This is a genomic window from Streptomyces sp. NPDC048297 (genome assembly GCF_043201585.1).
GTDB lineage: Bacteria > Actinomycetota > Actinomycetes > Streptomycetales > Streptomycetaceae > Streptomyces.
Window position 1 is genome coordinate 385780 of sequence record NZ_JBICZA010000002.1, and the last position, 26393, is coordinate 412172.

Sequence of the window (26393 nt, forward strand, 5' to 3'; positions counted from 1 at the left end):
CGACCGCCGCAGCCCCGCGTCGGTGCCGGGGCGCGGGCTCAGGGCTGGCTGCTCATGTCGGTGATCATGTCGGTGACCTCGGCCAGGCCGCCCCGGGCCAGCGCCTGCCGTTGCCGGTCCGCGCCGGTGCCCTGTTGAAGCAGGCGGTGCACCAGTGCTCTGACCTCCCGGGCGTCTCCCGTGTCCTCCAGGGCCCGGCCGACGTGACGCATCAGGCGGCAGACCACGTCTCCGGCACGTCGCCGTTCGCCGTCCGGATCGATCAGGTCCCCGGAGAGTCCGTGCCGGGCGGCCTGCCACATGGCCGCCTTCAGCAGTTCCGGATCCTGGTGCCGTTCGGGCTCACCCGCGGTGGCGTCCCACATCGCGCGTTGCACGAGGGCCCGTACGACACCGGCGAACATCGCGGCCTCGTCGGTACGCAGCTGGACGTCGAAGCAGCGGATCTCGATGGTCGGATAGCGCTCGGACATCCTGGCCTGCCAGTAGAGCTGGCCGGTGTCGGTGATGACGCCGGTGTCCAGCAGGTGCCGGATCCTTCGGTCGTAGTCGATGTCGTCGGCGAAGTACGGTGGGACGCCGCTGACGGGCCACCGGTCGTAGATCAGGGTGCGCCATGTGGCGAAGCCGGTGTCCTCGCCCTCCCACAGGGGCGAGTTGGCCGCCATCGCGGTCAGCACGGGAAGCCAGGGCCGGATCCGGTTGAGTACCTGCACGCCGGTGGGCCGGTCGGGCACGGCGGCGTGGATGTGCATGCCGTTGACGAGCTGCTCGGCGACCAGTTGCGGAGCCTGCCGCTGCATGGCCCGGTAGCGCGGGGAGTCGGTGACCGGAACGGACTGGGTGCGCGACGGGGGCGTGCCGCTGGCCAGGACCCGGCAGCCGAGCGCCTGCCCCGCCGCGGCGACGGCATGCCGCAGCCGCAGCAGATGGCCGCCGACCTCGTCGAATGTGCCGCAGACGGGAGTCACCGCTTCCACCTGGGCCTGGGACAACTCCGTATGCAGTTCCTGGTCGGCCACCAGTGACTTCAGCCCCGCCGCTGTGCGCACCTTGTCCCCGTGCGGGGCCAGCCGGCCGGTGACCGTGTCGATCAGCAGGTATTCCTCTTCGACACCGAGGGTGATCACATCCGTGGCGCCTTCCGTATCTCGGCAGGGCCCGCCGCCCGCGGCGACGGGAGCGTTGTCTCCGGCGATACCGCAGGCACCGGATTGCCGCCCCTCTCCCAGAGGGGGCCCCGACCAAGTGACCGCAAACGCCGGGGCACAAACGTGGCCGACGCCCACCGGGGCGCCGCTCCCGGGCGCCTTCCTGGTGGGCTTCCCGGGCACCCGCCCGCAGAGGGCCACGGGAAAAGTACGCCGCCTTCCGGAGTCCGGTCGCGCCGGGGCACACCGCACGGCAGGACGTCTTCTCGTAGGCTGCCGCCATGGCCTCCACCCCTGTCTCCCCCGCTCAGGCCGTCGACGCTCTGCTCGCCGGCAACAGGCGGTTCGTGGCGGAAACCCCCGATCATCCGAACCAGGACGCCGCGCGGCGGGCAGAACTCGCACCTGCGCAGAAGCCCTTCGCCGTCGTCCTGGGATGCTCCGACTCAAGGCTGGCCGCCGAAATCATCTTCGACCAGGGCTTGGGCGATCTGTTCGTCGTCCGCACCGCCGGACATGTCCTGGGGCCGGAAGTCCTGGGCAGCATCGAGTACGGCACCAGTGTGCTGGACTGCCGGCTCGTGGTGGTTCTGGGCCACGACTCCTGCGGTGCCGTCGCCGCGGCCCGCGCCGCCGTCGAGGACGGGACGACCGCCACGGGGTACGTCCGCGACATCGTGGACCGCGTCACCCCCAGTGTGCTCGCGGCCCGCGCCGCCGGCCGAACGGAGGACAGCGACCTCATCGACGCCCACATCCAGCACACCGTGGACCTGCTGCTGGAGCGGTCCCGTGTCCTTGCCGACCAGGTGGCCTCCGGCCACACCGGCGTCGTCGGCCTCGCCTACCGCCTTGCCGAAGGCAACGCACGGCTCATCACCGCCCACGGCATCCCCACCGCGGCATCGTGAGGGCACTGCGCGGGATCGGATGCTCGGCACGACGAACGGTGAAACACGCACGCTGAGTGGCGGATCGACATCGCATGGTCACAGGTAGTGGTAGTGACTCCCCCGTACGCGTGCTGCTCCAGTGGGGTGGAGGCAGGTCGTTCCGCTCGCCTGCACACGGACAGGAGCGGCATCAGCGACAGCCGTCAGCGGATGAGCCAATTGACTGATGCCGTGACGCCGGTTCAGCGGTGACGATGGCCCGCACCGGATCGACCTGTCACCAGGAGGAAGCGTCATGATCCAGCGGCATCGTCCTTTCCTCGCCTACTGGGACTGGCAACGGCACGCACTCTGCCGGGACATGGACAGCTCAGTCTTCTTCTCTCCGCCCGGCGAGCACCGTACCGACAGGCAGGCGAGGGAGAAGAAGGCCCGGGACGTGTGCAGGCGTTGCTCTGTGCAGGAGGCCTGCGCCTGGACCGCGATGGCCGGGCCTGAACCGTACGGCGTCTGGGGAGGCTTGTCCGAGGGGGAACGCAGACAGCTTCTGCAGCTGCGGCTCCGCAAGGACGTCACGACCGAGTCCGAGTCGCCGGGATCCGAGTGAAGTTCTGTGTGGGGAGGACGCACGATGACGGGGAACGGCAGCGACCCGGACGCCGAGCGGCAGCGGCTGGCGGAGGCCGACGCGGGGCGGGTCGCATGGCGGCGCTGGGGGCCGTATCTCAGCGAACGGCAGTGGGGGACCGTCCGCGAGGACTACAGCCCCGGCGGGGACGCCTGGTCGTCCTTCACCCATGACCAGGCCCGGTCCCGGGCGTACCGCTGGGGCGAGGACGGCATCGCGGGCGTCAGCGACGACAAGCAGCGGCTGTGCTTCGCGCTCGCCCTGTGGAACGGCCGCGACCCGATCCTCAAGGAGCGGATGTTCGGCCTGACCAACGCCGAGGGCAACCACGGGGAGGACGTCAAGGAGTACTACTTCCACCTCGACAGCACGCCCACCCACTCGTACATGAAGTACCTCTACAAGTACCCGCAGCGTGCCTATCCCTACGACGACCTGGTGAGCGTCAACGGGGCCCGGGGGCGCAACGATCCCGAGTACGAACTCCTCGACACCGGCGTCTTCGACGAGAACCGCTACTTCGACGTGTTCGTCGAGTACGCCAAGGCCGGCCCGGAGGACCTGCTCGTCGAGATCACCGCGCACAACCGCGGGCCCGACGAGGCCGTGCTCCATCTGCTGCCCACACTGTGGTTCCGGCACACCTGGTCGTGGGCGGGCGGGGAGGCCGTGCCGAGCCTGCGGGACGTCCCGGGGGCCATCCGCGCCGACCACGAGGAACTCGGCGCCCGGTGGCTGTACTTCTCCGGGGACGCGCGGACCCTGTTCACCGAGAACGACACCGACAACGAGCGCGTCTTCGGCAGCCCCAACGCCGGCCCGTACGTCAAGGACGGCATCGGCCGGTGCGTCGTCGAGGGCGAGACCGGGGCCGTCAACCCGGAGCGGACGGGCACGAAGGCGTCCGTCCACCATGTTCTCACCGTGCCCGCCGGTGACAGTGCCACCGTCCGGCTGCGGCTGTGCGACACCCCGCCTGACGTGTCTCGGTCGGAGTTCGGGCAGGTCATGGAGGCGCGGCGGGCCGAAGCCGACGTCTTCTTCGAGGGTGTCGTCCCGGACAGTCTCGGCGAGGACGAGCGCCGGCTGGTGCGGCAGGCGCTCGCCGGGATGCTGTGGAGCAAGCAGTACTACTACTTCGACGTCGAGCGCTGGCTCGCCGAACACGGCGTCGATCCGCTGGCCGCCGACCCCCGTGTCCGCAACAGCGCCTGGTTCCACATGGTCAACGACGAGGTCATGTCGATGCCCGACACCTGGGAGTACCCCTGGTTCGCGGCCTGGGACCTCGCCTTCCACACCATCACCCTGTCCATGGTCGACATCGGTTTCGCCAAGGCACAGCTGGAGTTGCTGCTGCGCCGTCTCTACCTCCACCCCAACGGCCAGATCCCGGCGTACGAATGGAACTTCGGGGACGTCAACCCGCCGGTGCACGCGTGGGCCGTGCTCTTCGTCTACGAGCTGGAGAAGCACCGTACCGGCCGCGGCGACCGCGTCTTCCTGGAGAACGCCTTCCAGAAACTGACGACGAACTTCACCTGGTGGCTCAACCGCAAGGACGTCGACGGCAACAACGTCTTCCAGGGCGGCTTCCTCGGCCTGGACAACATCGGCGTCTTCGACCGCTGCGCCCCGCTGCCCACCGGCGGCCACCTCGACCAGGCCGACGGCACCGCGTGGATGGCCCTGTACTGCCAGAACCTCCTGGAGATCGCCCTCGAACTGGCCGCGGACAACCCGGTCTACGTCGAGCAGGCGCAGACGCTGTTCGAGCACTTCGCGTGGATCTCGGTCGCCATGAACCGCATCGGCAACGACAACCACAGCCTCTGGGACGAGGAGGACGGCTTCTTCTACGACGTCCTGCGCCTGCCCGACGGCAGCGCGACCCGGCTGAAGGTCCGCTCCCTGGTCGGGCTGATCCCGCTGGCCGCGACGAGTGTGGTCGGCGCCTGGACGGATCGGCGGTTCCCGGAACTGGTTTTGAGCGCACGGGAGTTCGTGCGCGGGCATCCCGCCGTCCAGGCACTCGTCTCCTCCCGTGACGCCCTCGGTCCGGGCGTCGACGGGCGGCATCTGTTCGCGCTGTTCGACGAGGACCGGCTGCGCCGCGTCCTGGCCCGGATGCTCGACGAGGACGAGTTCCTCGGACCGCACGGCATCCGCTCCCTCTCCCGGTACCACGCCGCCCATCCGTACTCCTTCGGGGTGCACGGCGAGACCTACGGGGTCGGCTACCTGCCCGCCGAGTCCGACTCGGGCATGTTCGGCGGCAACTCCAACTGGCGCGGCCCGGTGTGGTTCCCGGTCAACATCCTCCTCGTCCGCGCCCTGCTGAACCTGCACGCCTATCACGGCGACGACTTCACCGTGGAGTGCCCGACCGGCTCCGGCCGGAAGATGAACCTGTACGAGGTCGCGCGCGACATCGCGGACCGGCTCACGTCCACCTTCCTGCGCGATGCCGAGGGCCGCCGGCCGGTGCACGGTGCCCAGCCCCGGTTCGCCGAGGACCCGCACTGGAAGGACCTGATCCTGTTCTACGAGTACTTCCACGGAGACAACGGCTCGGGTCTGGGCGCCTGCCACCAGACGGGCTGGAGCGGCCTGGCCGCGGTCACCGCCACGCTGTTCCACCTCGTCGGCGCCGGCGACGACCGGGGCGCCCGGAGAGAGGAGCCCCTGTCATGACGGCGATCTACGAGATCAACACCCTTGTCTGGCTGCGCGAGTTGAGCGGGCGCTACGGGCGACGGGTCACGCTCGGCGACGTTCCGGGCGAGGTCTGGGACGAGGTCGCGCGGCCGGGCGTCGACACCGTCTGGCTGATGGGCGTGTGGGAGCGCAGCCCGGCGGGACTGCGCATCGGCCTGCGCGACGACCGTTTGACCGCCTCCTTCCGTGACGCCCTGCCCGACCTCGTCCCGCAGGACATCGCCGGGTCCCCGTACTGCGTGCGGAACTACGTCGTGGACGAGGGTCTCGGCGGCCCCGAGGGGCTGGCCGGGGCGCGCGGGCAGCTCGCCGCGAGGGGCGTACGCCTGATGCTCGACTACGTGCCCAACCACGTGGCCCCCGACCACCCCTGGCTCACCGAGCACCCCGAACACCTGGTCCGGGGGACACCGGAGGACCTGGCCGGCGCTCCCGACGCCTTCCTGGACGTGGGCGGGCAGGTGTACGCGCGCGGCCGGGACCCGTACTTCCCGGCGTGGCCGGACGTGGTCCAGTTGAACGCCTTCAGCGAGGACCTGCGGGCGGCGGCCGTGGACACGCTGCTGGCGATCGGCGACCAGGCCGACGCGGTGCGCTGCGACATGGCGATGCTCCTGATGAACGACGTCTTCGCCAAGACGTGGGGCGAGAGGGCGGGCCCGGTGCCCGCCGAGGACTTCTGGCCGTACGTCCTGCCGCGCGTACGGGCACGCCACCCCGGTCTCCTGTTCGTCGCGGAGGCGTACTGGGACCTCGAACGGGCCCTCCAGCAGCAGGGGTTCGACCACTGCTACGACAAGCGGCTCTACGACCGTCTGGTCCACGAGGACGCGGGATCGGTCCGTGCCCACCTCGGCGCCGGCCTCGCCTGTCAGCGCGGGCTCGTACGGTTCCTGGAGAACCACGACGAACCCCGGGCGGCAGCCGTCCTGCCCGGCGAGCGGGAACGCGCGGCGGCCGTCGCCGTCGCCACACTGCCGGGCGCGACGCTGTGGCACGAGGGCCAGTTCGACGGCCGCCGGATCCGCCTGCCGGTGTTCCTCTCGCGTCGCCCACAGGAACGGGCCGACGCCTCGCTGCGTGACTTCTACGGTCGCCTGGTGACGGCCGTGGCGCCCGTCCGCGAGGGCGACTGGCGGCTGCTGACCTGCACGGGCTGGCCGGACAACGACACCCACCACAACCTGCTCGCCTGGTCCTGGACCGCCGGCCGGCAACGGCACCTCGTCGTGATCAACTACTCCGACCGGCCCGCCCAGGGGCGGGTTCAGCTGCCCTGGACCGATCTTCACGGGCGTTCGTGGGAACTGACCGGACTGCTCGACGGGACCACCTACGAACGGGACGGCGACGAACTGACCGACCAGGGCCTGTTCGTCGCCCTCGACGCCTGGCACTGGCACCTGCTCTCGCTCAGCGGGTAGGTGGGGCTGCGGCTTCCGTCCGTGCCTTCGGTCACCGACACGGTCGACTGTTCCGGCGCACTCGCTCCCGCTCCGGCTCCGGCTCCGGCTCCGGCTCCGGCTCCGGCTCCGGCCAGGAGGACGGCTTGATCGACTGAGAGGCAACTGAGAAGTGGTCGTGCGAACCTGGCTCGCACCCACCCCCTTCTCAGGAGCTCCTCGATGAGTCTGATCAACGGCCTGCCCGCCCATGTCCTGCTGGTCCATGTGGTCGTCGTGCTGATCCCGCTGACCGCGCTGGCCCTGGTCACGGCCGCGCTGTGGCCGCGAGCCGCCCGGCGGATGGGCCCGCTGGTGCCCCTGCTGGCCCTCGTCGCCCTGATCAGCGTGCCGCTGACCACGCAGGCGGGCGAGTGGCTGGAGCGGCACGTGGACAGCGACCCCCTCGTGCGCCGGCACACCGAGCTGGGCGACGGGCTGCTCCCGTGGGCCCTGGCCCTGTTCGTGCTGGCGGCGGTCGTGTGGTGGGCGGGCCGGCGCCCCGCGGCGGAGCCCGGACAGGGCGGCGGCGGTCTGCGCTGGTCCGCCCTGCCGGTGCGGATCGTCGTGGGCGTGCTCTCGCTGGCCGTGGCGGTAGGGGCCGTGGTGGACGTCTACCGGATCGGCGACTCCGGGGCGAAGGCGGCCTGGCACGACGGCTACTCGAAGACGGCGACGGGGACGCCGGACGGCTCCTGATCCGGCGCAGCCGGCACGGGACGCTTCGGCCCCCGGCGTATGGCCCGAGTGGCACGTGGCGAGCCGGGCCGGGCTCGCCCACCCTGGAAGCAGAAGCCATGAAGGGAGCCGGTGCGATGACCTCCACCACCAGCAGCCCGCACCGGGTGGGTGACGTGATGACGCGCGCCGCTGTCGCCGTGGGCCGCGGGGCTCCGTTCAGGGACGTCGTCGAGCACATGAACCAGTGGCAGGTCAGCGCCCTTCCCGTGCTGGAGGGCGACGGCCGGGTGGTCGGCGTGGTGTCCGAGGCCGATCTGCTGCCCAAGGAGGAGTTCCGGGACAGCGATCCGGACCGGTTCACCCAGCGGAGCCGCCTGACCGACCTGGCCAAGGCCGGCGCGGTGACCGCCGGGGAGCTGATGAGCACTCCGGCCGTCACCGTCCACGCCGACGCCACGCTCGCCGAGGCCGCGCGCATCATGGCGCTGCGGCACGTCAAGCGGCTGCCGGTCGTGAACGCGGAGGGCGTGCTCGAAGGCGTGGTCAGCCGCGGGGACCTGCTGAAGGTCTTCCTGCGCCCGGACGACGACCTCGCCGACGAGATCCGGCGCGACATCGTCGACCCCTTGTTCCCCGCCCCGGTCGAGCCCGTCCACATCGCGGTCAGCGACGGCGTCGCGACCCTGACCGGACGGGTCCGGGACGCCACCCGGATCCCGCTCGCCACGCGCCTGACGCGTGGCGTCGAAGGTGTCGTGGGCGTGGACTGCCGGCTCACCGTGGCGGACGGATGACGGCCGCACCGGTCGCGTGACGCTGCGCACCGGTCGCGTGACCAGCCCCGGCTGAGTCGTGTGACCAGCCCGGCCGGTCAGCCCCGGCCGCCGCCGCTCAGGTTTCCCCACCGCGGCCCGATCTGCTTCCACTCCTCGTCCCATTCGGCCAGACGACGCCTGACGAGCCGGAAACGGACCACCCACCCCACGCACCACACGGCCGCACCGGCCAGTGGGGCGACGAGGGCGCCGGTCAGGACGGCCTGCACCGTCGCCGACGTACCGGTGACGGGCGCGGGCACCACGTGGTCCGTACGGTCCGTCCACACCGTCACCCGGCTTCCCGCGGGCGCCCCCGCGAGGACCTGCGCGCGGTCCGTGTGCACGGAGCCGTCCGCGTCGCTCCAGCGCACGGCCGCCCACACGCGGCCGTTTCCGTATCCGCCGTCGGCGGCCGGGTTCTTCGGCGCGGCGTCGGTGAGCCGGGCGGACACGGCGTGTACCCGCGCCGCGCGCGCCGCGAACGCCGAGTCGGTTGCCTGCGCGGCCACCGCTCCGGCGACCACTCCCCCGGCCAGGACGAGCAGCCAGGTGGCGATCACGATCCAGGCCTCGACGACATCGCTGTGCCGCCTCAGGGAATTGGGCCTCCAGCGCCACAGCCACCGCCGGGACACCGTCGTGGGAGGTGTCCGCGCCATCGTCGCCGCCTCCTCTCGCGTGCCTCCCGCCGGTTCGGGCCACCCCGGCGTGGAGACCGGGTTGCCCGCGGACAATGCCCAGGCTGCGGCGGCGGGTGCGTGCGGGGCAAGGGCCGAGTGGCCCGATTTCCCTGCCTCGCGCACCGCGCACGTTCCCCGCCCCACATACCGCGCACTTTCCCCGCCCCACATACCGCGCACTTTCCCCGCCCCGCACACCGCGCGCGCAACCGTACGCTGGCATTGGGGGCCGCTTCGGCTTCCGCTCGGACGCCCGGCGGCGTCGGGCCCGGACAGCCCTCCACCGGGGTCCGGTCGGCCCCTCCTTCGATGGTTCGCACCGCGCGACAGTCAAAGGGACGAGGTGAGGTTCATGGACGAGACACTGTCCCTCGGCAGGATCGCCGGAGTACGGGTGGGCCTGCACTGGAGCGTCCTGGTCATCGTCGCCCTGGTGACGGTCGCGCTGGCGCGCGGCCGTTTCCCCGCGGCTCACCCGGGCCACCCGGCCGTCGCGTACTGGGCGCTCGCTGCGCTGACCGCGGTGCTCTTCCTCGTCTCGCTGCTGGCGCACGAACTGGCGCACTCCGTGGTCGCCCGGCGCAACGGGGTCCAGGTGGAGGGCATCACGCTGTGGATGCTGGGCGGTGCCGCCCGGCTGCGCGGCGAGGCCCCGTCACCGGCCGCCGAGGTGCGGATCGCCGGGGTGGGCCCCCTCACGAGTCTGCTGGCCGGTGCCGTGTTCGCGGGTGCCGCGCTGGCGCTGGACACCCTGCACGCGTCGGGGCTGGTGGTGGAGGCGGTGACATGGCTGGCCGCGATCAACGTGCTGCTGGCCGTCTTCAACGCGCTGCCCGCCGCCCCGCTGGACGGCGGACGGCTGCTGCGGGCGTACCTGTGGCACCGCACAGGTGACCGGCTGCGGGCCACCCGGGGCGCCTGCGCCGCCGGGCGGGCGCTGGGCTGGTTCATGGTGCTGGCCGGGTTCGTGGACGTGCTGTTCGCGGGAGACCTCACCGGTCTGTGGCCCGCTCTGATCGGCTGGTTCCTCATCGCCGCCGCCACGGCCGAGGCCCGTCACGCGCAGATCAGCGGTGCCCTGGACGGGGTTCCGGTGAGCCGTGTCATGACCCCGGATCCGGTCACCGTCCCGGCGACGGCGACTCTCGCGGGCTTCCTGGCCGAGGGCCCTTTCGGTCCCTACCGGCACTCGGCGTTCCCGGTCGTCGCGCAGGACGGTTCGGTCGTCGGCCTGGTCACCGTACGACGCGTGACCGCGACAGCGCCGCAGGAGCGTGCGCGTACGACGGTCGCCGAGGTGATGTGGCCGCTGGCCGAGGTCGTGACGGCCGCTGCGCGGGAGCCGGTGCTGGATCTGCTGCCGCGCATGGAGTCGAGCCCCGCGCGCCGCGCCCTGGTCCTCGACGACGGCCGCCTCGTCGGCATCCTCACCGTCGCCGACGTCACCCGCGCGCTGACGTGGCCGGCCACCGCCGCACCTCCCGGACCTCCCGGACCTCCCACGCCTCCCGCGCCCGACGGGGCGCACCGGCGCCCCCCGAAGTCCTGGGCGCCATGGACGCCCCGGACGTCTTCGAAGCAGGCGCGATGACACCCCACCGATCCCACGGAGTACCGACACCGATCCCACGGAGTACCGATCCCACGGAGTTCACCATGCACGGCACCCCGCACATCGTCAGCGATGTCATGACCCACACGGTCGCCGCCGTCGGGCGGCGGGCGCCCTTCAAGGAGATCGTGCACATGCTGCAGGACTGGCAGATCAGCGCCCTGCCCGTGCTCGAGGGCGAGGGCCGCGTGGTCGGCGTGATCTCCGAGGCCGACCTGCTGCCCAAGGAGGAACTGCGGGACGACCCGGAGACGGGCTACCTCCAGTTGCGGCAGCCGGTGGACCTGGCGAAGGCCGACGCCCTCACCGCGGGCGACCTCATGTCGTCCCCCGCCGTCACCGTTCAGGCCAACGCCACCCTCGCCGAGGCCGCGCGCACCATGGCCCGGGAGGGGGTCAAACGACTGCCCGTGGTGGACGGGACCGGGCTGCTGGAGGGGATCGTCAGCCGCGCCGACCTGCTCAAGGTCTTCCTCCGGGACGACGAGGACATCGCCGAGGAGGTCCGCCGCGAGATCGTGTCGTACCTCTTCCCGCTGTCCTCCCCGGCCGTCCAGGTGGAGGTCCGCGACGGAGTCGTCACGCTGAGCGGCCGGATCCGCGACACCTCTCTGGTCCCGGTGGCCGCACGGCTGGTGCGGGCCGTGGAGGGGGTGGTGGACGTGGAGTTCGACCTCGCCCTCGACGCCCTCGACACGGACGCGGCCCGTCACCGTTCATGACGTCCATGGTGAGCCGGTGCGTCCGCCACCAGTGACCCGGTGCGCCTCACGGACCCGGTACGCCTCACGGCCGCCGTTGCGGTACGACCGCGACCGGGCACTGAGCGTGGTGCAGCAGTGTGTGGCTCACCCGGCCGAGTTGCAGACCGAAGAGGCCCGTCCTGCGGCGCGCCCCGACGATCACGAGGTCGGCGGCTGCCGACCGGTCCACGAGGACCTTGCTCGCGGGCCCTTCGGGCACCCAACGGGCCACCCTGACCTGCGGATACTCAGCGGTCATGGCCTTGAGCCGCGCGTCGAGCAGTGCGGACGCCCGCGCGTCGGCCGGTTCGTCCGCCCGCGCGTGGCCGCCGGGCCCATGGGCGGGACGGCGCCAGGTCCGTACGACGTCCAGGGTGCAGCCCCGTACGTCGGCCTCGCGGAAGGCGAACCGCAGGGCCTCGGTACCGGTGTCGGTGTCGCCCAGGCCGAGCAGGATCCGTTCATGCGTGCCGGCGACCCCCGCTCGGTCGCCCCGGACCACCACGACGGGGCAGTGCGCGCGGGCGGCGGCGGTCAGACCGACCGAGCCCAGCAGCAGCCCGGTGAGCCGGCCACGGCCGCGTGAGCCCGTGACCAGTGCAAACGCGCCGTCACCCGCGCGTACGAGGGCGTCCGCGGGCTCGGCCGGGGCGACCTCGGTGGTGACCTTCACCTCGGGGTCGCGCCGCTCGGCGCGCTCGGCCGCGGAGGCCACGATGTGCTCGCCCATCGCCTGCTCGGAGGGGCGCCCGGTGTCGGTCGTCGGCAGCGCGCCCTCGTAGCGTTCCCAGAGGGAGGCGTAGACGAGCCTCAGGGGAAGGCCGTGCCGGGCGGCCTCGTCCACGGCCCAGTCGACCGCGAGCAGACACGAGTCCGAGCCGTCGACGCCCACGACCAGGGGGAGTGTCATCGTCGTCATCGTCTCCACCGCCTTTCAGGGCGCCGCCACGTCGTGCGGCACCGGGGCTCACTCCACCGTCGCACCCCTGCGGCCGGCGTCGCGAGGGCGCTTCGGCCCATACCGGAGGACCTTCGGCGCAGGCCGCGTAGTGTTGCCATGTGATGTGGGCCCCGGAAGTTGGGGCCGGTGTGGTTGTTCGGGAGGTAATGGCATGGTTGCTGGTCGTGTTGTGCGGTTCGACGGTGCTCGGGGTTATGGGTTCATCGCTCCGGCCGACGGCTCCGAGGATGTCTTTCTGCATGTCAACGACTTGCTCATCCCCGAGCAGCAGGTGCGCCCGGGTATCACCGTCGAGTTCGACGTCGAAGAGGGGGAGCGCGGGCTCAAGGCCTCGTCCGTGCGGCTGGCTTCGACGGCCGGCGGACGCTCGTCGGCACCGATGAGCGGTGTGGGCAGGTCCCCGTTCCCGGGTGCCGCCCATGATCTGGACGGGGACGACTCGATCTGCGACGTCTTCACGGCCGCCGAGTACACCCACAAGGTCACCGAGATCCTGCTGTCCAGCGTGCCTTCCCTGACAGGGGAGCAGATCGTCCAGGTGCGTCGCGCGATGCTCCAGTTCGGCAAGGACCACGGGTGGACCGAGGAGTGAGGTCCGGCTCCGCCGAGGGGGTGTGATCAGGCCCGGTCGGGCCTGCATCCGCCCTACCGGCCGCAGGTGTGCTCGGTCAGTTGGAACCACACCTGGTTGCCGGTGCCGCTCGGGGAGGACCGTATGCCCCAGCGCGTCGCACAGGCGTCGACGAGGAGGAGGCCCCTGCCGCCTTCGGTGAGTTCGTCCGCTGGACCCGGCGAGGCCGGCCGGAAGCGCGGGCCCGTGTCCTCGACGGCACAGTGCAGCACGCACCCGTCGTCCCGGAGCAGCACGCGCACCGAACAGTCGCCGTGCCGCAGCGCGTTGCCGACGACTTCGGTGGCCAGCAGGCATGCGACGTCGACGAAGTCCTCGGATGCGCGTGCCCCGAGCGCGGTGCGCAGCAGGTGGCGCACGACCCCGACCATGTGCAGGTCCTGGTGGATGTGTAACTCGCACGTCCAGTGGGGGCGGTCCGGACCGGGGGCCGCGGCATGGTGCTTTCTCGTCTGCTCGGGCAGGCAGTACATGGCGGTGATCCGTTCTGTCCGCGAATCGCCGGGGGACGAGTGCCCCTGATGAGCACAAACGGATTCCCCGTGCCCGACTACACGTATCGGACAGCCGGTTCGGTTCACCGCTCGACCGCACGCCTACCGACCCGCGCACCCACCGTCCCGCGCGCCCGCTCCCCCGCGCACCGGCCTTGAGGAGTCCGTCCCGGTCAACGCGCGCCCCGCGACCCGCCGTTCGCCTGCCGGGCCAGCAGGTCACGCAGTTCGCGGGCGTTGCGGCGGCTCACCGCGAGGATCTGGTCCCCGGTCCGCACCGTCAAGTTGCCGCCGTTCAGGCGGAGTTCCTCGATGCTCGCGAGACGGACCAGATACCGCCGGTGGATACGGACGAACCCGCGGGAACGCCAGCTCTCCTCCAGTGTGGCCAGCGGGGTGCGGATCAGGTGGCTGACGCCCTGGCGGGTGTGCACGCGCGCGTAGTCGCCGTGGGCCTCGACGTGGGAGATGTCGTCGATGTCGACGAACCGGGTCACACCGCCGAGTTCGACCGGGACGTGGGAGACCTCGGACTCCGTGGCGGGGGCCGCGGCGCGGTCGTGCCGGTCGGTGGTGTCCGCGGAAGTCGCGGAAGTCGCGGAAGTGGCCGAAGCGGCGGAAGCGGCGGCTCCCGCAGGCGTGGGCGCCGAGTGCGGGGCCGGGCCGGCGGTGATCGCCTCGGCGACCCGTCGTACGGCCTCCGAGAACCGCTCCTGCCGGATCGGCTTGAGCAGGTAGTCCACGGCCTTGAGGTCGAAGGCCTGCACGGCGAAGTCCTCGTGGGCGGTGACGAACACGATCAGCGGAGGCGCCGCGAAGCCGGTCAGGAGCTTGGCCATGTCGAGGCCGCTGAGACCCGGCATGTTGATGTCGAGGAACACCACGTCGATTCCCGCGTCGCCGCTCTCACCGTCCCCCATGGCCTGGCCCAGCCTGCGCAGCGCCTCGGTGGCGCCCCGTGCCCCTTCGACACGGCCCACCCGGGCGTCTCGGCCCAGCAGGTACAGCAGTTCCTCCAGGGCCGGTTGCTCGTCGTCGACGGCGAGCACGCGCAGGCCCGTGGCACCGTCCGCCCGCTTCGCCGTACGGGCCCGGTGCTCCGCGTCGGCCACGCTCCACTCACCCATCCGCCATGCCCCCTCGGTATTCGTCCAGCGGCCGATCCCACCGGGCCGGATCGACTCCGCCGCGGCAGGCGGCGGTTACACAGATCCGCCCCGGCCGTCGATCTCGGACGGTGTCTCGTCGAAACCGTCGAGCAGATCGGCTTCGGTGATCAGCGACAGAAGGCCCTGGACCTCCACCAGCTCCAGGTACTCGGTCCGGCAGGCATCGCACACCTGAAGGTGCCCGGACGCCTGCCGCTCCTCGCCCGCGGTGAGGCCGCCCAGTACATAGGCTCCGAGCAACAGGCGCACATGCGGCTCCTCGTCATGCGGTAGTGGCACGACTGCCCCCTCTCCTGGTTCGGGTCACCCGGCGCGGCATCGGAACCTCCCTCCAGAAGTATTCACCACCCTCGCCCGAACGCGTCCCCGGCAGCACGGTCTTGTCGTGACGGCGACGCCGGCGGGCGTGTGATCGCGGACTTGGGCTGCCCGTTCAGCCCTTGTGCACGGTCGGCTCCTCTCCGCTGCTCCCGATGGGAAACCCCGAACAATTCAACGGACAAGTAATGAAGGGCCGTGTGCTCGTGCCGGAAAAATTGATGCTGAATCCCCGCCGGCAAACCCGTGAACCGGCGCGCCCGGCGACCGGGAGACGGAGGGCGCGGGCTGGACACAGTCCCCCGAGTGCGCGCTGACCTCCGCCGACGCCCTCCCGGCCGCGAGTCCGGGACCGCGCCGAACGTCCGTATTGGCGGCGATTGAGGCGGAAGCTCATTTATCGGTTGCCTTGTACGGGCACCGACTGATCTTACTGACTGATCGTCAATTTCCACCAGTGTGCAGAAATTGGCGGTCGGTGAAGCTGTTGCGCGATGATACGATCACGCTCGTTTGTAGAACGGGCGGATGGGAACAGGACGGCATCCCCGACCACGGGGGCGGTCCGGGCGCAGACCCTGGTGCGGGCGGTCCGCCGGTCCATCCGTCGACGGGAATTCAGCAACTGGCCGTCGGTCGCCTGAAGAGAGTCTTATGACGCATTACATACCTGACCCGGTGTCCTGGGTTCTCCTTGTCGCCGTCATCGCCGCCATCGCGCTGGTCGTTCGGCAGCGCAAGGCGGCGCGAGGGCTCCGGCGGGAGATGACGGGCCTCCGTGATCACTATGCCGAGCTGGAGAACCAGTACGCGCAGTCCGTCGAGGCCGCTCAGGAGCGTGCCGAGGACGCGACGAAGACCGTACTGAAGTCGGCGATGCGGACCCTGCAGGGTCTCGCCGCGGAGCAGCAGCTCATCGTCTCCAGACTGCAGACCAAGTACGGCGAGTCGGTGATCCTCCAGGACCTGCTGGAGATCGACCACACCAACTCGCAGTTCGGCCGCCGCGCCCAGTCCATCGCCGTGCTGTGCGACGGCTGGCTCGGCCGGCAGCGCGACGTCGCATCGGTCTACGACGTGGTCCGCAGCGCGCAGGGCAGGGTCCGGCACTACCGGCGGGTGGAGATTCTCTCCCAGGTCGATTTCGGTGTCACCAGCCGTGCCGTCGAACCGCTGGCGCTGGCCCTCGCCGAGCTGCTCGACAACGCCACCAGCTACTCCAGCCCCGACACGGTCGTGGAGATCAACATCCGCACCGTGCCGAAGGGCATCTGCATCGTCGTCGACGACGCCGGTGTCGGCATGAACGACGAGGAGCGGGCGCGGGCGGAGAAACTCCTCACCTCCGAGCGCGTCTCCGGCGTCTCCGCGCTCGGCAACCCGCCACAGTTCGGTTTCGCCGTCATCGGTGTGCTCGCGGAGCGCTTCGGCTTCGAGGTCTCCGTCGACTCGTCCTCCCCGTACGGCGGCGTCCGCGCGGTCCTGCTGCTGCCGCACGATCTGCTGACCACTGCCCCGGAGCAGAAGGAGCCCGCGCCGATCGTGTCCACCACCGCAGCCTCCGCACCGCTCCCCGGCGGCCCCGAGCCGGTGGCCGGCACCGCCACCACGTCCGACGGCCTGCCCAAGCGACGCCGTAAGCGGCCCATGGCCATCGTGCCCGGCGGCACCTCGTCCGCCCCCGCTCCCGCCCGCACCGGCGCGGAGTCGGCGGCGATCATGGGCGCCTTCCAGCGGGGCACGCAGTCGGGCCGGGCCACGCAGTCGGACACGGCGGAGAAGACGAACACCACACGTGGTGCGAGCAGTGAAGGACATGATTTCTCGTGAGCGACGACCTGTCATGGATGCTTGACAGCGCCCTGGAGATCCCCGGGGCCCTGCACGCGGTCCTGATCTCCGCGGACGGCCTGCTGATGGCCCGTACCAAGGAATTCGAGAGGGACGACGCCGACCGGGTGGCCGCCGCGATGAGCGGGGTGCAGTCCCTCAGCCGTTCCCTCGCGTTCTTCTGCGGGAGTGCCGACCAGCAATGGCGGCAGACGCTGGTCGAGTTCGACGGCGGCTGGGTCTTCCTGATCTCCGCGGGCGAGGGCGCCTACCTCGGTGTCTCCGCCTCGCCGGACGTCGACATGGCGGACATCACCTTCCGGATGCAGCAGCTCGTCGGCCAGCTCGGCAAGGCGCTGATGACGCCGCCGCGCGAGAACATGGGCGCGCGGTCATGACCGGGTTCGGCGAACTCGAGCCCCAGACGCCGGAATTAGTGCGACCGTACGTCATCACGAAGGGGCGCGGGCTGCCGGACGAGCAGCAGTTGTCGCTCATCACCCTGGTCACGGCGGTGGCCGACCACCAGCAACGGCCCACCCGCCTGTCGCCGGAGGAACACAACCTGCTGGAACTGTGCTCCGCCGGCTATCTCTCCGTGGCCGAGATCGCGGGCCACACCCAACTGCCGCTCGGCGTGGTGAAGATCCTCCTCGCCGCTCTCACCGAGGGCGGATACCTCATCACCCGCCCGCCGGTGCAGCGGGCCCATCTCGCCGACAGGGACATCCTGGAGGAGGTGCTGAATGGTCTCAGGGCCAAGTTTGGATGAGACGGCATACGTGCGCGACGGCGCGTCCCAGACCGCCGTGAAGATCCTTGTGGTGGGCCACTTCGCGGTCGGCAAGACCACGTTCATCGGGGCGATCTCGGAGATCGAGCCGCTGACCACCGAGGAGACGATGACGCGGGCCGCCGAGGCCATCGACGACCTCAAGGGCGTCCAGGGCAAGACCACCACCACGGTCGCCATGGACTTCGGGCGTCTGACCATCAGCGACCGGGTCGTGCTGTACCTGTTCGGCACGCCCGGCCAGCAGCGCTTCGTACAGATGTGGGAGGACATGGCGCGCGGCGCGCTCGGCGCGCTGGTGCTCGTCGACCCCGAGCGGCTCGCCGACTCCTTCACCGTGATCGACCTGATCGAGCAGTACGGGCTCGACTACGCCATCGCGGTCAACCACTTCGCGGGCTCCCCGCTGCGCGACGAGGACGCCCTGCGCGAGGCACTGGACCTCCTGGACGACACCCCCGTCGTCACCTGCGACGCGCGAGACGAGAAATCGTCGGCCGAAGCGCTCATCACCCTCGTCCGGCATCTGCAGGACCGCGCCCACTAGGAGCAACCATGGACGCTCAGACCACCCCCGTGCCCCCGCCCGGGTGCCCGGCCCACAACTCCGGGGCCCGAGTTCCCCTGTACGGTCCCGAGTTCGCGGCCGACCCGCAGGCGTACTACGCCTTCCTGCGTCACTACGGGCCCACCGCGCCCGTCGAACTCGCTCCCGGCGTGGAGGCCACCCTCGTCACCGACTACGCGGCGGCGCTGCAACTCCTGCAGGACTCGGCGTCGTTCCGCAAGGACGCGCGCCGCTGGCGGGATCTCGCCGAGGGCAAGATCCCCGCCGACAGCCCGGTCGCGCCCGTGCTGACGTACCGGCCCAACGCCATGTTCAGCGACGGCGCCGAGCACCTGAGGCTGCGTCAGGCGATCACCGACAGCCTGGCCAAGGTGGACACGCGCCGGCTCAGCCAGTCCGCCGAGCGCATCTCCGACTACCTCATCGCGCAGTTCGCCGAGCGCGGTTCGGCCGACCTGATCGCCGACTACGCCAAGCAGCTGCCGCTGTTCGTCTTCAACGAGCTGTTCGGCTGCCCCGCCGGCATCGGCGACCGGGTGGTGTTCGGCATCACCGGCATGTTCGACGGCGTCAACGCCGAGAAGGCGATGGGCGTGATGTTCACGGCCATCGGGGAACTGGTCGCCCTCAAGCGCGCCCAGCCCGGCGAGGACGTCACCACCTGGCTGATGCAGCACTCGGCCCGGCTGACCGACGAGGAGATGGTCCACCAGCTGGCCCTGCTGCTGGTCGCGGGCAACGAGCCGCTGCGCAACCTCATCGGCAACACCCTGCACCGGCTGCTCACCCACGACGCGTACGCCAACCAGGGCGGTCTGATCGACGAGGCGCTCGACGACACGCTGTGGGAGAACGCGCCCATGTCGAACCTGGCGGCCCACTACCCCGTGGCCGACATGGAGTTCGCGGGGCAGCAGCTGAGGGCCGGCGACCTGATGCTGGTCAGCTTCGCCGCCGCCAACACCGGCCCGGCGCTGACGGCCGCCCGCAAGGCCGGCAGCAACCGCGCCCACCTGGCGTGGAGCGCGGGCCCGCACGCCTGCCCGTCCAAGGACCCCGCACGGCAGGTCACCGTCACCAGCGTGGAGAACCTGCTCAACAAGCTCCCCGACGTCGAACTCGCCGTCCCCACCGACAGCCTGAGCTGGCGCCCCGGCCCGTTCAACCGCGGCCTGACCACCCTGCCCGCCCGGTTCACTCCGGCCCAGCCCACGCGCCGGCCCGCTGCACGACCGACCGACCGGCCGGCCGCGCAGCAGCAGGCGGCGGCACCGTCAGCGGCGGGCAAGGGTGAACGCGGGGGCATGTGGAGCGGGTTCCTCAACTGGCTGAAGGGGTGATTCACACAACACCCCTCAATTCCTCACTACTGCATGACGGTTCAACAGTGAGGGTAGTGAGCAATGCGTCACATTGTGTTGCTCACGAGTCGAAGGAGGTTTCGTGGAGACCATATCCATCGATGCCCTTTCTCTACGGCGCCCCGCCGTCGTGCATCCCGGGATACCCGCCCTGACCGGCGGGTATCTTCTTGTCCCCGATCTTCTTGTCCCCGATCTTCTTGTTCCCGCCGGCCACGGGCGGGTGGCCGGATGACCGCCCGTCACGCCGGCACGACGGCCCTCCCGGACGCCGGCACCCTCGGCGGTCACTCCGTCCGCCAGTTGGTGCGGCTGTGCGAGACCGCGGGGCTGAGCGACGCGGACACCGCGTCCTACGCGGCGATCCTGCTGGAGGCGCTGGGCAACGTGGCCGAACGTCCCCTGGACCTCCCGCCGCCCAGCCTCTCCTTCCTCTCCGACGACCACTCGCCGGTGGAGTTCTCGCTGTCGTTCGTCCCGGACGAGGCCCCCAGCCTGCGCGTCCTGCTGGAACCGGGGTACGGCGCAGGTACCCTGGCCCACAACGGCCGTGCGGGACTGCGGTTCGTACGCGAGGCGGCACGGCGCTGGAACTTCTCCACCGCCCAGCTCGACAAGCTGGAGGACCTCTTCTTCCCGGACTCCCCCGAGGGTCCGCTGGCCCTGTGGTGCGCGCTGGAGCTGAGACCCGGCGGGGTACCCAAGGTCAAGGTGTACCTCAACCCCGCGGCCTCCGGACCTGACCGCGCCGTCGACACCGTGCGCGAGGCGTTCGACCGGCTCGGGCACCACAAGGCGTTCGCGGCCCTGCCCGCGGCCGACCGCCCCCTGTTCCTCGCCCTCGACCTCGGCGACTGGGACGAACCCCGCGTCAAGGTCTACCTCGCCCACCGCGACCTGTCGGCCACCGAGGCCGGCGCGCTGAGCCGGATGGCGGCCGGTCCCCCGCCCGCACAGATCGAGGACTTCTTCCGGGTCGCGGCCGGAATCGCCCCGGGTCCGGGCGTGGACGGGGACGAGGACGAGCGCCTCACCCGGCGGCCCGTCCAGTCCTGCCACGCGTTCACCGAGACCGCGACCGGCCTCCCCAGCGGCTTCACCCTCTACGTGCCGGTGCGCGACTACGCCCGGCACGACGGCGAGGCCCTGACCCGCGCCACGGCCCTGCTGGAGGGCCACGGCATCGACGCGGCGCCGCTGCGTCAGGCACTGTCCGCCGTCACGGCGCGGCGGCTCGAGGACGGCGTGGGGCTCATCGCCTACCTGTCCGTCGCCCACCAGGCCGGCCGGCCGCCGCGGGTGAGCGTGTACGTCTCCTCGGAGGCGTACCGGATCCGTCCGCCCGCGCTCCGCCCGCCCGTGCCCCGCCCGCTCGCGGAGCGTGTCGCCGCGGGCTAGCCGCGGACCGCAAGCACCGCCCGGAGGGGAGCCGTACGCCAAAGCCGCCGGACCGCTCCCCTCGGTACACCGGCGTCGCGTCGGTACCACCGGCGTCGCGCGGGACGACGAGACGGCGAACGGGATCCGGCCACGCGGCGCCGACCGCGCACCCAACCCCGCACCGCGCCTGCCGCCCACCGCCCGACGCGCCCCGGCCGTCCCGCACCGCCCGACGTGCGCCGCCCGACACGCACCGGCCGCATCGCCCGCCGCACCCCGCCCGCGTCACATCGCGCGCAGCTCCTCCAGGTACGGCCCCACGTCGACCTGGATCGAGGCGCCCTCCCGGTCCCCGTACTGGCCCGCGATGCCGCTCAGATGGCCGGCGATCTCCTTGTGCATGACCTCCGGTGCGGGCAGCACCGTCTCGCCCGCGCCGACCCGGGCCACCCAGCGGGACTGGGCCTCCACGATCCGGGTGATCGAACCGTGCGGGCGGACGAGCCCGATGAAGGACAGCCCGGGGTGGTCCGGCGCGAAGACGCGCTGGTACAGCTCGACGGCGCCCTGCGGGCCGACGGGGCAGCCGTCGGGCAGGAACGGGAAGGCCATGCGGTAACCCGTGCAGTACACGATCACGTCGGCCTGTTCGACGGTGCCGTCGGTGAAGACGACCCGGTCGCCGTCGAGGGAGGCGATGCCGGGCCTGGGCACGACCCCGCCGTGGCGGATCCGGCTGAGGATCTCGTCCGAGATGGTCACGGCGGAGGCGAAGACCGGGTGGTCGGGGTCGGGCAGTCCGTAGTCCGAGAGCCTGCCCCGCGCGGTGTGCAGCGCCTTCTCGATGAACTCGCGCTGCTCCTCAAGGTTCATCGCGGTCCACCAGGAGGCCTCGGCGACCTCGTCCAGGGGGATGCCGAAGAGCTGCTTGGGCAGGATGTGCAGCCCCCGGCGCACCGACAGCACGGTCCGGTCGGCGTGCCGGGACAGGTCTGCGGCGATGTCCACCGCCGAGGCACCGAGGCCCACGACCACCACGCGCCGGCCGGCGAAGTCGCTGCCGTCGCGGTAGTCGTACGCGTGAAGAATCGTTCCCTCAAAATGGTCGGCCCCCGGCGGCGGCACCGGCATGAAGGGTTCCGTGTTGTGGCCCGAGGCGACGACGACGTGGGTGAAGGAACGGGTGGTGCGTGTGCCGCCGGCGTCCCGGCTCTCCACCGTCCAGGAGCCGTCGGCAGCCCGCCGCACGGACTCCACCGTCGTCTCCAGCTCGATGTGGTCCATGACGTCGGCCCAGTCGGCGTAGTCCCGCAGATAGGCGGCGATGTCACGGTGGCCGGGGTAGACGGGATAGGAGTCCGGCATCGGGCGGTCGGCGTAACCGGTGAGGTGCTTGGTCGAGTTCAGGTGCAGCGAGAGGTACCCGGGACCGCGCTCACCCGCCTGCGGCCGGCGCCAGATCCCGCCGACGCCGGCGGACTTCTCCAGGCAGACGAACCCGACGCCCCGCGACGTGAGGGCGCGTGCCGCCGCCAGCCCCGACAAGCCCGCACCGATGACACACACTCTCACGGCTTCCCCCACAGGTCGGACACCATCCTTCCGCATCCTGCACTGACTGCCCATGGGGCACCGCGCGCACACGCGTCACGGCAGCGACAAGGATCACAGGAGGCGTTCTTGCGGGATCGCGCCGTGGGTGAAGGGCACCGGTGGGTAAGCGGCGTACCGGGGATCGGAGACGCAGCGGCCGGCGTGGGCGACGTCGAGGTTCCGGCTGAACGCGGTCAGTTCCCCGAGCAGGAGCCTGCCGTAGTCGCTGAACACGCCCTCGTGCCGCTGGAGATCCGCGCATGCCCGCTGGAACTCCTCGGGCCCTGACGCGTCGAACGGGCTCATGCCGAGGCGGTGCCGCATGAGGATCACGGGCACGGTGACGACAGCCGCGTGGAAGGCCCTGTCGAGCGGCCGGCGACGTCCCTTGACCGCGGACAGGGCGAGGTACCTCTCGTCCTCCAGCTCGTCGGAGGAGAGGGTGAAGACGCCGTAGACGCTGTCGGCCAGGAAGAGGTTGAGGTGCATGAACTCGTGGACGAGGCTCATGGCGTAGTCGCCCGTGTCCCAGTCCGCACCGGGGCTCAGTACGACGAGCCCGGGAATCGAGGAGTGCGAGCCACCGCCCGCCTCGTCGGTGTCGACCAACAGCACGTCGGTGACGAGCAGTTCCACCATGAGGCGGAGGTCGGGGCTGATGTCCTGGACGAGGTCAAGGGCTGCGGCCATGCGGGAGTCACGGTGCGCACGGGTCGCCGCGCCGACGGGCCCGGCCCCGGCCCCGGCGAAGATCTCCTCGAAGATGCCGCGGCCCCGGCAGTGGCTCGCCCACGGCTCCACGTCGTGGACGATGGACACCCCCTCCCGCTCGGCCGGGAAGGGGCGCATCCAAGGGGCCGAGATCGCCGCCCGGTAGGCCTCATGAAGGGTGTCCGCACCGGGGGGTTCACCGGTGACGGCGTGCACCAGCCGGGCCGCGTTGACACACGTGTGCCCGACGTTCATGAAGTGCATGGCGCGCCCGAGCCCTTGCCGCTTCTCAGGTGTTCCAGGAGCCCATGCCGCAGCCGCCGGCCTTCTCGGCCGCCCGCCTGACTCGGTCCTCGACCTGGCGGACGACGGCCTTCGGATCGTTTCCGACGCCGGCGACCAGGCCGGCCAGCACGTCGTGAGGCATCCCGGGGGTGCGGGACGCGGGCGCGTGGATGTTCATCAAGGGGCGTCTTTTCGACTTGGCGTGGCCGAAACCCGCGCCTTGCACGGGAGTTCCCGAAGCCTTCACTATTGTGTGCTCCCGGTGCCGGGCCGGTGTCCACTTCTGCCCGCCGGGGAAGTCGCCATGCCCCTTGGTGCACAGTGCGCCTCGCGCGCAGCACCTGGCGGCCGCGCACGCGGACGCGTACGACCAGTACCCCGTCGCGCGGCTCGGCAAGCTTCCGCAGTCACTTCAAGCACCAAGATGCACACCCTGAGCCACATGGGGCATCGGCGTGTCCGCGCACTTCTGCCCCTCGCCGAATCTCTCGATAGTCGCTGTGTCTGGAGTCAGAGCGGACCGGCTGTGACCAGGCATCCCCCGGTGCTTCAGGAGACATAAATGACCCATGCGCAGACCACGGACAGCGCTCTCTCGCCTGCCCCACTGATGGAACTGGCCGGTGCTTTCTGGGGATTCAAGACGTTCGCGGCTGCGGTCGAACTGAATCTCTTCAGCCTTCTGGCCGACGGGCGCCGCATGTCGCTCAAGGAGATCGCCGCGGAACTCGGTATTCACGAGCGCCCCGCCGACATGTTCCTCGCCGGCTGTGCCTCCCTCGGACTCCTCGACAAGGAGGGGGACGCCTACGGCAACACCCCGATCTCCGAAGAGTTCCTCGTCGTCGGGCGTCCCCGGTACTTCGGCGGTTTCGTCCGCTACTGCGACCAGCGGGAGTACCCGGCCTGGCACCGGGTGATCGATGCGATGCGGACCAACGCGCCCCTGACCTGGGATCCGCGTACGCAGGACTCGGTGTTCGCCGCCGAGGACCCGGTGATGCTGGAATTGTTCTGGGAAGCCATGTTCTCCCTGTCCGCCTACACGGCCGCGAAACTCGCTGATGTCGTGGACTTCCACCAGCACCGGCGACTGCTGGATGTGGGAGGCGGTTCGGCGGCGTTCCCCATCGGGCTCTCCAAGTACTACCCCCACCTCACGGCGACGGTGTTCGACCTCCCGCATGTGCGCCCCATCGCGGAGGAGAAGATCTCCAAGGCAGGGCGATCGGAAGCCATTTCCTTTGTGGCCGGTGATTTCGTCGCCGATCCGGAACTCCCCCGCGGACACGATGTCATCCTGCTCAGCTCGATTCTGCACGACTGGGACGAGCACACCGGCCGGCAGTTGCTGTCCAAGTGCTATGAGGCGCTGGAGCCGGGCGGCCAGATCGTTATCTGCGAACTCCTGCTGAACCCCGAGCGCACCGGCCCGGCGTCCGCCGCTCTCATGGGACTGAACATGGTCGTCGAAACGGCGGGCGGCAAGAACTACGCGGAGGACGAGTACCTCTCCTGGCTCGCGGAGGCCGGATTCACCGACGGGCGAGTCATCCATTTCGAGGCCGCGGGCGCCAATGGCGCGGTCATCGCCCGGAAATAACCGCGCAGGAAACAGAAGCGCAGGAAACAGGCGCGCCAGAAACAAATGCGAAGGAGTGCAGAAATGAGACGTGTCGTCATCACCGGACTGGGCGCGATCACCCCGCTGGCCCTCACCGTGGACGAGAACTTCGCCGCCCTCATAACCGGCAGGAGCGGGGTGGCACCGACCACCCGCTTCAACACGGACCGCTGCCCGGTGAAGACCTCCGGGGAGATCTCCGCGTTCGACCCGGCGGCCTACGGCATATCCCCCCGCGACCAGCGTGTGCTCGACCGGTACCAGCACTACGTTCTGGCAGCCGCCGACGCCGCCCTGAACGACGCCGGGCTGGACGTGCCGCGCAACGAGATCGTGTCGCGCAAGAAGTCGCCCGCGCGGTTCGAGCGGTTCGGCGCGGCGATCGGCATGGCCTTCTCCAGCACCGAGGTGCTCCAGGGGCAGTTCAAGCGCCTTGAGGAGGCGGGGACCAGGGCCGTGTCACCGCGGCTGTTCAACCAGACCCTGCCCAACGCGGGCACCTCGCTCCTCTCGGTGCGCCACGGGCTGTGCGGTCCGCTGGTCACCGTCTCGGGAGCGTCGGCGTCCGGCGCCGAGTCGCTGATCGCCGCGTACGAGAAGATCCGCTTCGGCCGGGCGGAGGTCATGGTCGCCGGCGGCGCCGAGTCCCCCGTGACCGAGATCATCGTGTCCGGCTTCGCGCAGAACCACACCGGCTCGCGCGCCGGTGCCTGCCGCCCGTTCGACCGCGACCGCGACGGCACCGTGCTGGGCGAGGGCGCCGCCGTCATGGTGCTGGAGGAGCGCGAGCACGCGCTGCGCCGCAAGGCCCGGATCTACGGGGAGATCCTCGGCTATGGACAGCGCGGCGACGCGTTCGACATGAGCGACATCCCGCCCGGCGACGCCCCCGGAATGACCGCGTGCCTCGTGGAGGCCCTGGAGGACTCGGGCGTCCGCGCCGACGAGATCGGCTACGTCAACGTGCACGGAACGGCCACCAAGACCAACGACCCCGCCGAGGCGACGGCCCTGCGCAAGGTCTTCGGGCCGCACGTCGACAACATGCCGGTGAGCGGCGTGAAGGGCGCCACCGGGCACATGCTGGGTGCCTCGGGCGCGTTCGAGGCGATGGTCGCGCTGCTGGCCAGCTGCCGGGACCAGGTGCCCCCGAGCGTCGGCCTGCGCGTGCCGGACCCGGAGTGCGAGCTGACCCATGTCATCGGCGAGGGGATCAACGCGCCTGTCTCCGCCGCGATCTCGACCAGCGTGGGCATGGGCGGAAACAACTCCGCCATCGTGTTCCGGGGAATGTGAGGCTCTGGTCACC

27 protein-coding genes are annotated in these 26393 nt (G+C 70.9%); 18 read left to right on the top strand and 9 right to left on the bottom strand.

The window, feature by feature from the left end; translation table 11 throughout:
• Positions 1 to 38: 38 nt before the first annotated feature.
• A complete protein-coding gene (locus ACGFYV_RS03730) occupies positions 39 to 1130 on the bottom strand; it encodes a glutamate--cysteine ligase (protein WP_393876688.1) in 1092 nt (363 codons plus the stop codon).
• Positions 1131 to 1432: 302 nt separating this feature from the next.
• On the opposite strand from ACGFYV_RS03730, the gene ACGFYV_RS03735 reads away from it, so the two are divergent.
• From ACGFYV_RS03735 to ACGFYV_RS03760, 6 genes are all read left to right on the top strand, one after another.
• A complete protein-coding gene (locus ACGFYV_RS03735) occupies positions 1433 to 2062 on the top strand; it encodes a carbonic anhydrase (RefSeq protein WP_393876689.1) in 630 nt (209 codons plus the stop codon).
• Between the two features lie 277 nt (positions 2063 to 2339).
• On the top strand, positions 2340 to 2651 hold the full coding sequence (locus ACGFYV_RS03740; RefSeq protein WP_393876690.1) for a WhiB family transcriptional regulator: 312 nt from the start codon (positions 2340 to 2342) through the stop codon (positions 2649 to 2651).
• Between the two features lie 24 nt (positions 2652 to 2675).
• Positions 2676 to 5366 carry a glucosidase gene (locus ACGFYV_RS03745; protein WP_393876691.1) on the top strand — a complete coding sequence of 897 codons (2691 nt, stop codon included), beginning with the start codon at positions 2676 to 2678 and terminating at the stop codon, positions 5364 to 5366.
• Complete coding sequence (locus ACGFYV_RS03750; RefSeq protein WP_393876692.1) at positions 5363 to 6814, top strand: alpha-amylase; 1452 nt, start codon at positions 5363 to 5365, stop codon at positions 6812 to 6814. Before ACGFYV_RS03745 ends, ACGFYV_RS03750 begins: the two co-directional genes overlap by 4 nt.
• A 201-nt stretch (positions 6815 to 7015) precedes the next feature.
• Positions 7016 to 7531, top strand: a complete 516-nt coding sequence (locus ACGFYV_RS03755; RefSeq protein ID WP_393876693.1) for a DUF2231 domain-containing protein — start codon at positions 7016 to 7018, stop codon at positions 7529 to 7531.
• A 116-nt stretch (positions 7532 to 7647) separates the two neighbouring features.
• Positions 7648 to 8307, top strand: a complete 660-nt coding sequence (locus ACGFYV_RS03760) for a CBS domain-containing protein (RefSeq protein WP_393876694.1) — start codon at positions 7648 to 7650, stop codon at positions 8305 to 8307.
• Between the two features lie 77 nt (positions 8308 to 8384).
• On the opposite strand, the gene ACGFYV_RS03765 is transcribed toward ACGFYV_RS03760, so the two are convergent.
• Complete coding sequence (locus ACGFYV_RS03765; RefSeq protein WP_393876695.1) at positions 8385 to 8990, bottom strand: hypothetical protein; 606 nt, start codon at positions 8988 to 8990, stop codon at positions 8385 to 8387.
• Positions 8991 to 9363: 373 nt separating this feature from the next.
• Here ACGFYV_RS03765 and ACGFYV_RS03770 point away from each other — a divergent pair, with 373 nt between their 5' ends.
• The gene (locus ACGFYV_RS03770) at positions 9364 to 10602 is read left to right on the top strand and encodes a site-2 protease family protein (RefSeq protein ID WP_393876696.1); all 1239 of its coding nucleotides are present in this window, start codon (positions 9364 to 9366) and stop codon (positions 10600 to 10602) included.
• 65 nt (positions 10603 to 10667) lie between these two features.
• On the top strand, positions 10668 to 11345 hold the full coding sequence (locus ACGFYV_RS03775) for a CBS domain-containing protein (RefSeq protein WP_393876697.1): 678 nt from the start codon (positions 10668 to 10670) through the stop codon (positions 11343 to 11345).
• Positions 11346 to 11409: 64 nt separating this feature from the next.
• Here the strand turns inward: ACGFYV_RS03775 and ACGFYV_RS03780 are convergent, their stop codons facing one another.
• On the bottom strand, positions 11410 to 12276 hold the full coding sequence (locus ACGFYV_RS03780; RefSeq protein WP_393876698.1) for a universal stress protein: 867 nt from the start codon (positions 12274 to 12276) through the stop codon (positions 11410 to 11412).
• A 202-nt stretch (positions 12277 to 12478) separates the two neighbouring features.
• On the opposite strand from ACGFYV_RS03780, the gene ACGFYV_RS03785 reads away from it, so the two are divergent.
• A complete protein-coding gene (locus ACGFYV_RS03785; protein ID WP_393876699.1) occupies positions 12479 to 12919 on the top strand; it encodes a cold-shock protein in 441 nt (146 codons plus the stop codon).
• 53 nt (positions 12920 to 12972) lie between these two features.
• On the opposite strand, the gene ACGFYV_RS03790 is transcribed toward ACGFYV_RS03785, so the two are convergent.
• The 3 genes from ACGFYV_RS03790 to ACGFYV_RS03800 all read right to left on the bottom strand — a co-directional run bounded on the left by ACGFYV_RS03790 (position 12973) and on the right by ACGFYV_RS03800 (position 14900).
• Complete coding sequence (locus tag ACGFYV_RS03790) at positions 12973 to 13431, bottom strand: ATP-binding protein (protein WP_393876700.1); 459 nt, start codon at positions 13429 to 13431, stop codon at positions 12973 to 12975.
• 194 nt (positions 13432 to 13625) lie between these two features.
• Positions 13626 to 14579 carry a LytR/AlgR family response regulator transcription factor gene (locus tag ACGFYV_RS03795; RefSeq protein WP_393876701.1) on the bottom strand — a complete coding sequence of 318 codons (954 nt, stop codon included), beginning with the start codon at positions 14577 to 14579 and terminating at the stop codon, positions 13626 to 13628.
• A 75-nt stretch (positions 14580 to 14654) separates the two neighbouring features.
• The gene (locus ACGFYV_RS03800; RefSeq protein WP_393876702.1) at positions 14655 to 14900 is read right to left on the bottom strand and encodes an anti-sigma factor family protein; all 246 of its coding nucleotides are present in this window, start codon (positions 14898 to 14900) and stop codon (positions 14655 to 14657) included.
• Between the two features lie 693 nt (positions 14901 to 15593).
• Here ACGFYV_RS03800 and ACGFYV_RS03805 point away from each other — a divergent pair.
• From ACGFYV_RS03805 to ACGFYV_RS03835, 7 genes are all read left to right on the top strand, one after another.
• Positions 15594 to 16769 carry an ATP-binding protein gene (locus ACGFYV_RS03805; RefSeq protein WP_393876703.1) on the top strand — a complete coding sequence of 392 codons (1176 nt, stop codon included), beginning with the start codon at positions 15594 to 15596 and terminating at the stop codon, positions 16767 to 16769.
• Positions 16766 to 17167 (top strand): roadblock/LC7 domain-containing protein, encoded by a 402-nt coding sequence (locus ACGFYV_RS03810; protein ID WP_393876704.1) that lies wholly within the window; start codon positions 16766 to 16768, stop codon positions 17165 to 17167. Before ACGFYV_RS03805 ends, ACGFYV_RS03810 begins: the two co-directional genes overlap by 4 nt.
• Complete coding sequence (locus ACGFYV_RS03815; RefSeq protein ID WP_393876705.1) at positions 17164 to 17541, top strand: DUF742 domain-containing protein; 378 nt, start codon at positions 17164 to 17166, stop codon at positions 17539 to 17541. The genes ACGFYV_RS03810 and ACGFYV_RS03815 overlap by 4 nt, the downstream gene beginning before the upstream one ends.
• Entirely contained in the window at positions 17516 to 18109 is a 594-nt protein-coding gene (locus ACGFYV_RS03820) for an ATP/GTP-binding protein (protein WP_393876706.1), read from the top strand. The genes ACGFYV_RS03815 and ACGFYV_RS03820 overlap by 26 nt, the downstream gene beginning before the upstream one ends.
• An 8-nt stretch (positions 18110 to 18117) precedes the next feature.
• On the top strand, positions 18118 to 19470 hold the full coding sequence (locus tag ACGFYV_RS03825; protein WP_393876707.1) for a cytochrome P450: 1353 nt from the start codon (positions 18118 to 18120) through the stop codon (positions 19468 to 19470).
• 103 nt (positions 19471 to 19573) lie between these two features.
• Complete coding sequence (locus ACGFYV_RS03830; RefSeq protein WP_393876708.1) at positions 19574 to 19726, top strand: hypothetical protein; 153 nt, start codon at positions 19574 to 19576, stop codon at positions 19724 to 19726.
• Positions 19723 to 20889, top strand: coding sequence for a tryptophan dimethylallyltransferase family protein (locus ACGFYV_RS03835; RefSeq protein WP_393876709.1), 1167 nt, complete (start codon positions 19723 to 19725; stop codon positions 20887 to 20889). Before ACGFYV_RS03830 ends, ACGFYV_RS03835 begins: the two co-directional genes overlap by 4 nt.
• A gap of 267 nt (positions 20890 to 21156) precedes the next feature.
• On the opposite strand, the gene ACGFYV_RS03840 is transcribed toward ACGFYV_RS03835, so the two are convergent.
• From ACGFYV_RS03840 to ACGFYV_RS03850, 3 genes are all read right to left on the bottom strand, one after another.
• The gene (locus ACGFYV_RS03840; protein WP_393876710.1) at positions 21157 to 22443 is read right to left on the bottom strand and encodes a flavin-containing monooxygenase; all 1287 of its coding nucleotides are present in this window, start codon (positions 22441 to 22443) and stop codon (positions 21157 to 21159) included.
• Between the two features lie 93 nt (positions 22444 to 22536).
• Positions 22537 to 23439, bottom strand: a complete 903-nt coding sequence (locus ACGFYV_RS03845; protein ID WP_393876711.1) for an aKG-HExxH-type peptide beta-hydroxylase — start codon at positions 23437 to 23439, stop codon at positions 22537 to 22539.
• A gap of 25 nt (positions 23440 to 23464) precedes the next feature.
• Complete coding sequence (locus ACGFYV_RS03850; RefSeq protein ID WP_393876712.1) at positions 23465 to 23638, bottom strand: hypothetical protein; 174 nt, start codon at positions 23636 to 23638, stop codon at positions 23465 to 23467.
• A gap of 384 nt (positions 23639 to 24022) precedes the next feature.
• Between ACGFYV_RS03850 and ACGFYV_RS03855 the strand changes: the two genes are divergently transcribed.
• Positions 24023 to 25063, top strand: coding sequence for a methyltransferase (locus ACGFYV_RS03855; protein WP_393876713.1), 1041 nt, complete (start codon positions 24023 to 24025; stop codon positions 25061 to 25063).
• A 63-nt stretch (positions 25064 to 25126) separates the two neighbouring features.
• The gene (locus tag ACGFYV_RS03860; protein WP_393876714.1) at positions 25127 to 26380 is read left to right on the top strand and encodes a beta-ketoacyl-[acyl-carrier-protein] synthase family protein; all 1254 of its coding nucleotides are present in this window, start codon (positions 25127 to 25129) and stop codon (positions 26378 to 26380) included.
• Positions 26381 to 26393: the final 13 nt, after the last annotated feature.

Bases quoted from the DNA above. Each gene is read 5' to 3' on its own strand.
- ACGFYV_RS03855 (WP_393876713.1), top strand. From the start codon at position 24,023: ATGACCCATGCGCAGACCACGGACAGCGCTCTCTCGCCTGCCCCACTG.
- ACGFYV_RS03750 (WP_393876692.1), top strand. From the start codon at position 5,363: ATGACGGCGATCTACGAGATCAACACCCTTGTCTGGCTGCGCGAGTTG.
- ACGFYV_RS03760 (WP_393876694.1), top strand. From the start codon at position 7,648: ATGACCTCCACCACCAGCAGCCCGCACCGGGTGGGTGACGTGATGACG.
- ACGFYV_RS03735 (WP_393876689.1), top strand. From the start codon at position 1,433: ATGGCCTCCACCCCTGTCTCCCCCGCTCAGGCCGTCGACGCTCTGCTC.
- ACGFYV_RS03820 (WP_393876706.1), top strand. From the start codon at position 17,516: ATGGTCTCAGGGCCAAGTTTGGATGAGACGGCATACGTGCGCGACGGC.
- ACGFYV_RS03785 (WP_393876699.1), top strand. From the start codon at position 12,479: ATGGTTGCTGGTCGTGTTGTGCGGTTCGACGGTGCTCGGGGTTATGGG.
- ACGFYV_RS03845 (WP_393876711.1), bottom strand. From the start codon at position 23,439: ATGCACTTCATGAACGTCGGGCACACGTGTGTCAACGCGGCCCGGCTG.
- ACGFYV_RS03835 (WP_393876709.1), top strand. From the start codon at position 19,723: ATGACCGCCCGTCACGCCGGCACGACGGCCCTCCCGGACGCCGGCACC.
- ACGFYV_RS03795 (WP_393876701.1), bottom strand. From the start codon at position 14,579: ATGGGTGAGTGGAGCGTGGCCGACGCGGAGCACCGGGCCCGTACGGCG.
- ACGFYV_RS03790 (WP_393876700.1), bottom strand. From the start codon at position 13,431: ATGTACTGCCTGCCCGAGCAGACGAGAAAGCACCATGCCGCGGCCCCC.
- ACGFYV_RS03780 (WP_393876698.1), bottom strand. From the start codon at position 12,276: ATGACACTCCCCCTGGTCGTGGGCGTCGACGGCTCGGACTCGTGTCTG.
- ACGFYV_RS03745 (WP_393876691.1), top strand. From the start codon at position 2,676: ATGACGGGGAACGGCAGCGACCCGGACGCCGAGCGGCAGCGGCTGGCG.
- ACGFYV_RS03755 (WP_393876693.1), top strand. From the start codon at position 7,016: ATGAGTCTGATCAACGGCCTGCCCGCCCATGTCCTGCTGGTCCATGTG.
- ACGFYV_RS03770 (WP_393876696.1), top strand. From the start codon at position 9,364: ATGGACGAGACACTGTCCCTCGGCAGGATCGCCGGAGTACGGGTGGGC.
- ACGFYV_RS03815 (WP_393876705.1), top strand. From the start codon at position 17,164: ATGACCGGGTTCGGCGAACTCGAGCCCCAGACGCCGGAATTAGTGCGA.
- ACGFYV_RS03805 (WP_393876703.1), top strand. From the start codon at position 15,594: ATGACGCATTACATACCTGACCCGGTGTCCTGGGTTCTCCTTGTCGCC.
- ACGFYV_RS03860 (WP_393876714.1), top strand. From the start codon at position 25,127: ATGAGACGTGTCGTCATCACCGGACTGGGCGCGATCACCCCGCTGGCC.
- ACGFYV_RS03775 (WP_393876697.1), top strand. From the start codon at position 10,668: ATGCACGGCACCCCGCACATCGTCAGCGATGTCATGACCCACACGGTC.
- ACGFYV_RS03850 (WP_393876712.1), bottom strand. From the start codon at position 23,638: ATGAACATCCACGCGCCCGCGTCCCGCACCCCCGGGATGCCTCACGAC.
- ACGFYV_RS03765 (WP_393876695.1), bottom strand. From the start codon at position 8,990: ATGGCGCGGACACCTCCCACGACGGTGTCCCGGCGGTGGCTGTGGCGC.
- ACGFYV_RS03825 (WP_393876707.1), top strand. From the start codon at position 18,118: ATGGACGCTCAGACCACCCCCGTGCCCCCGCCCGGGTGCCCGGCCCAC.
- ACGFYV_RS03740 (WP_393876690.1), top strand. From the start codon at position 2,340: ATGATCCAGCGGCATCGTCCTTTCCTCGCCTACTGGGACTGGCAACGG.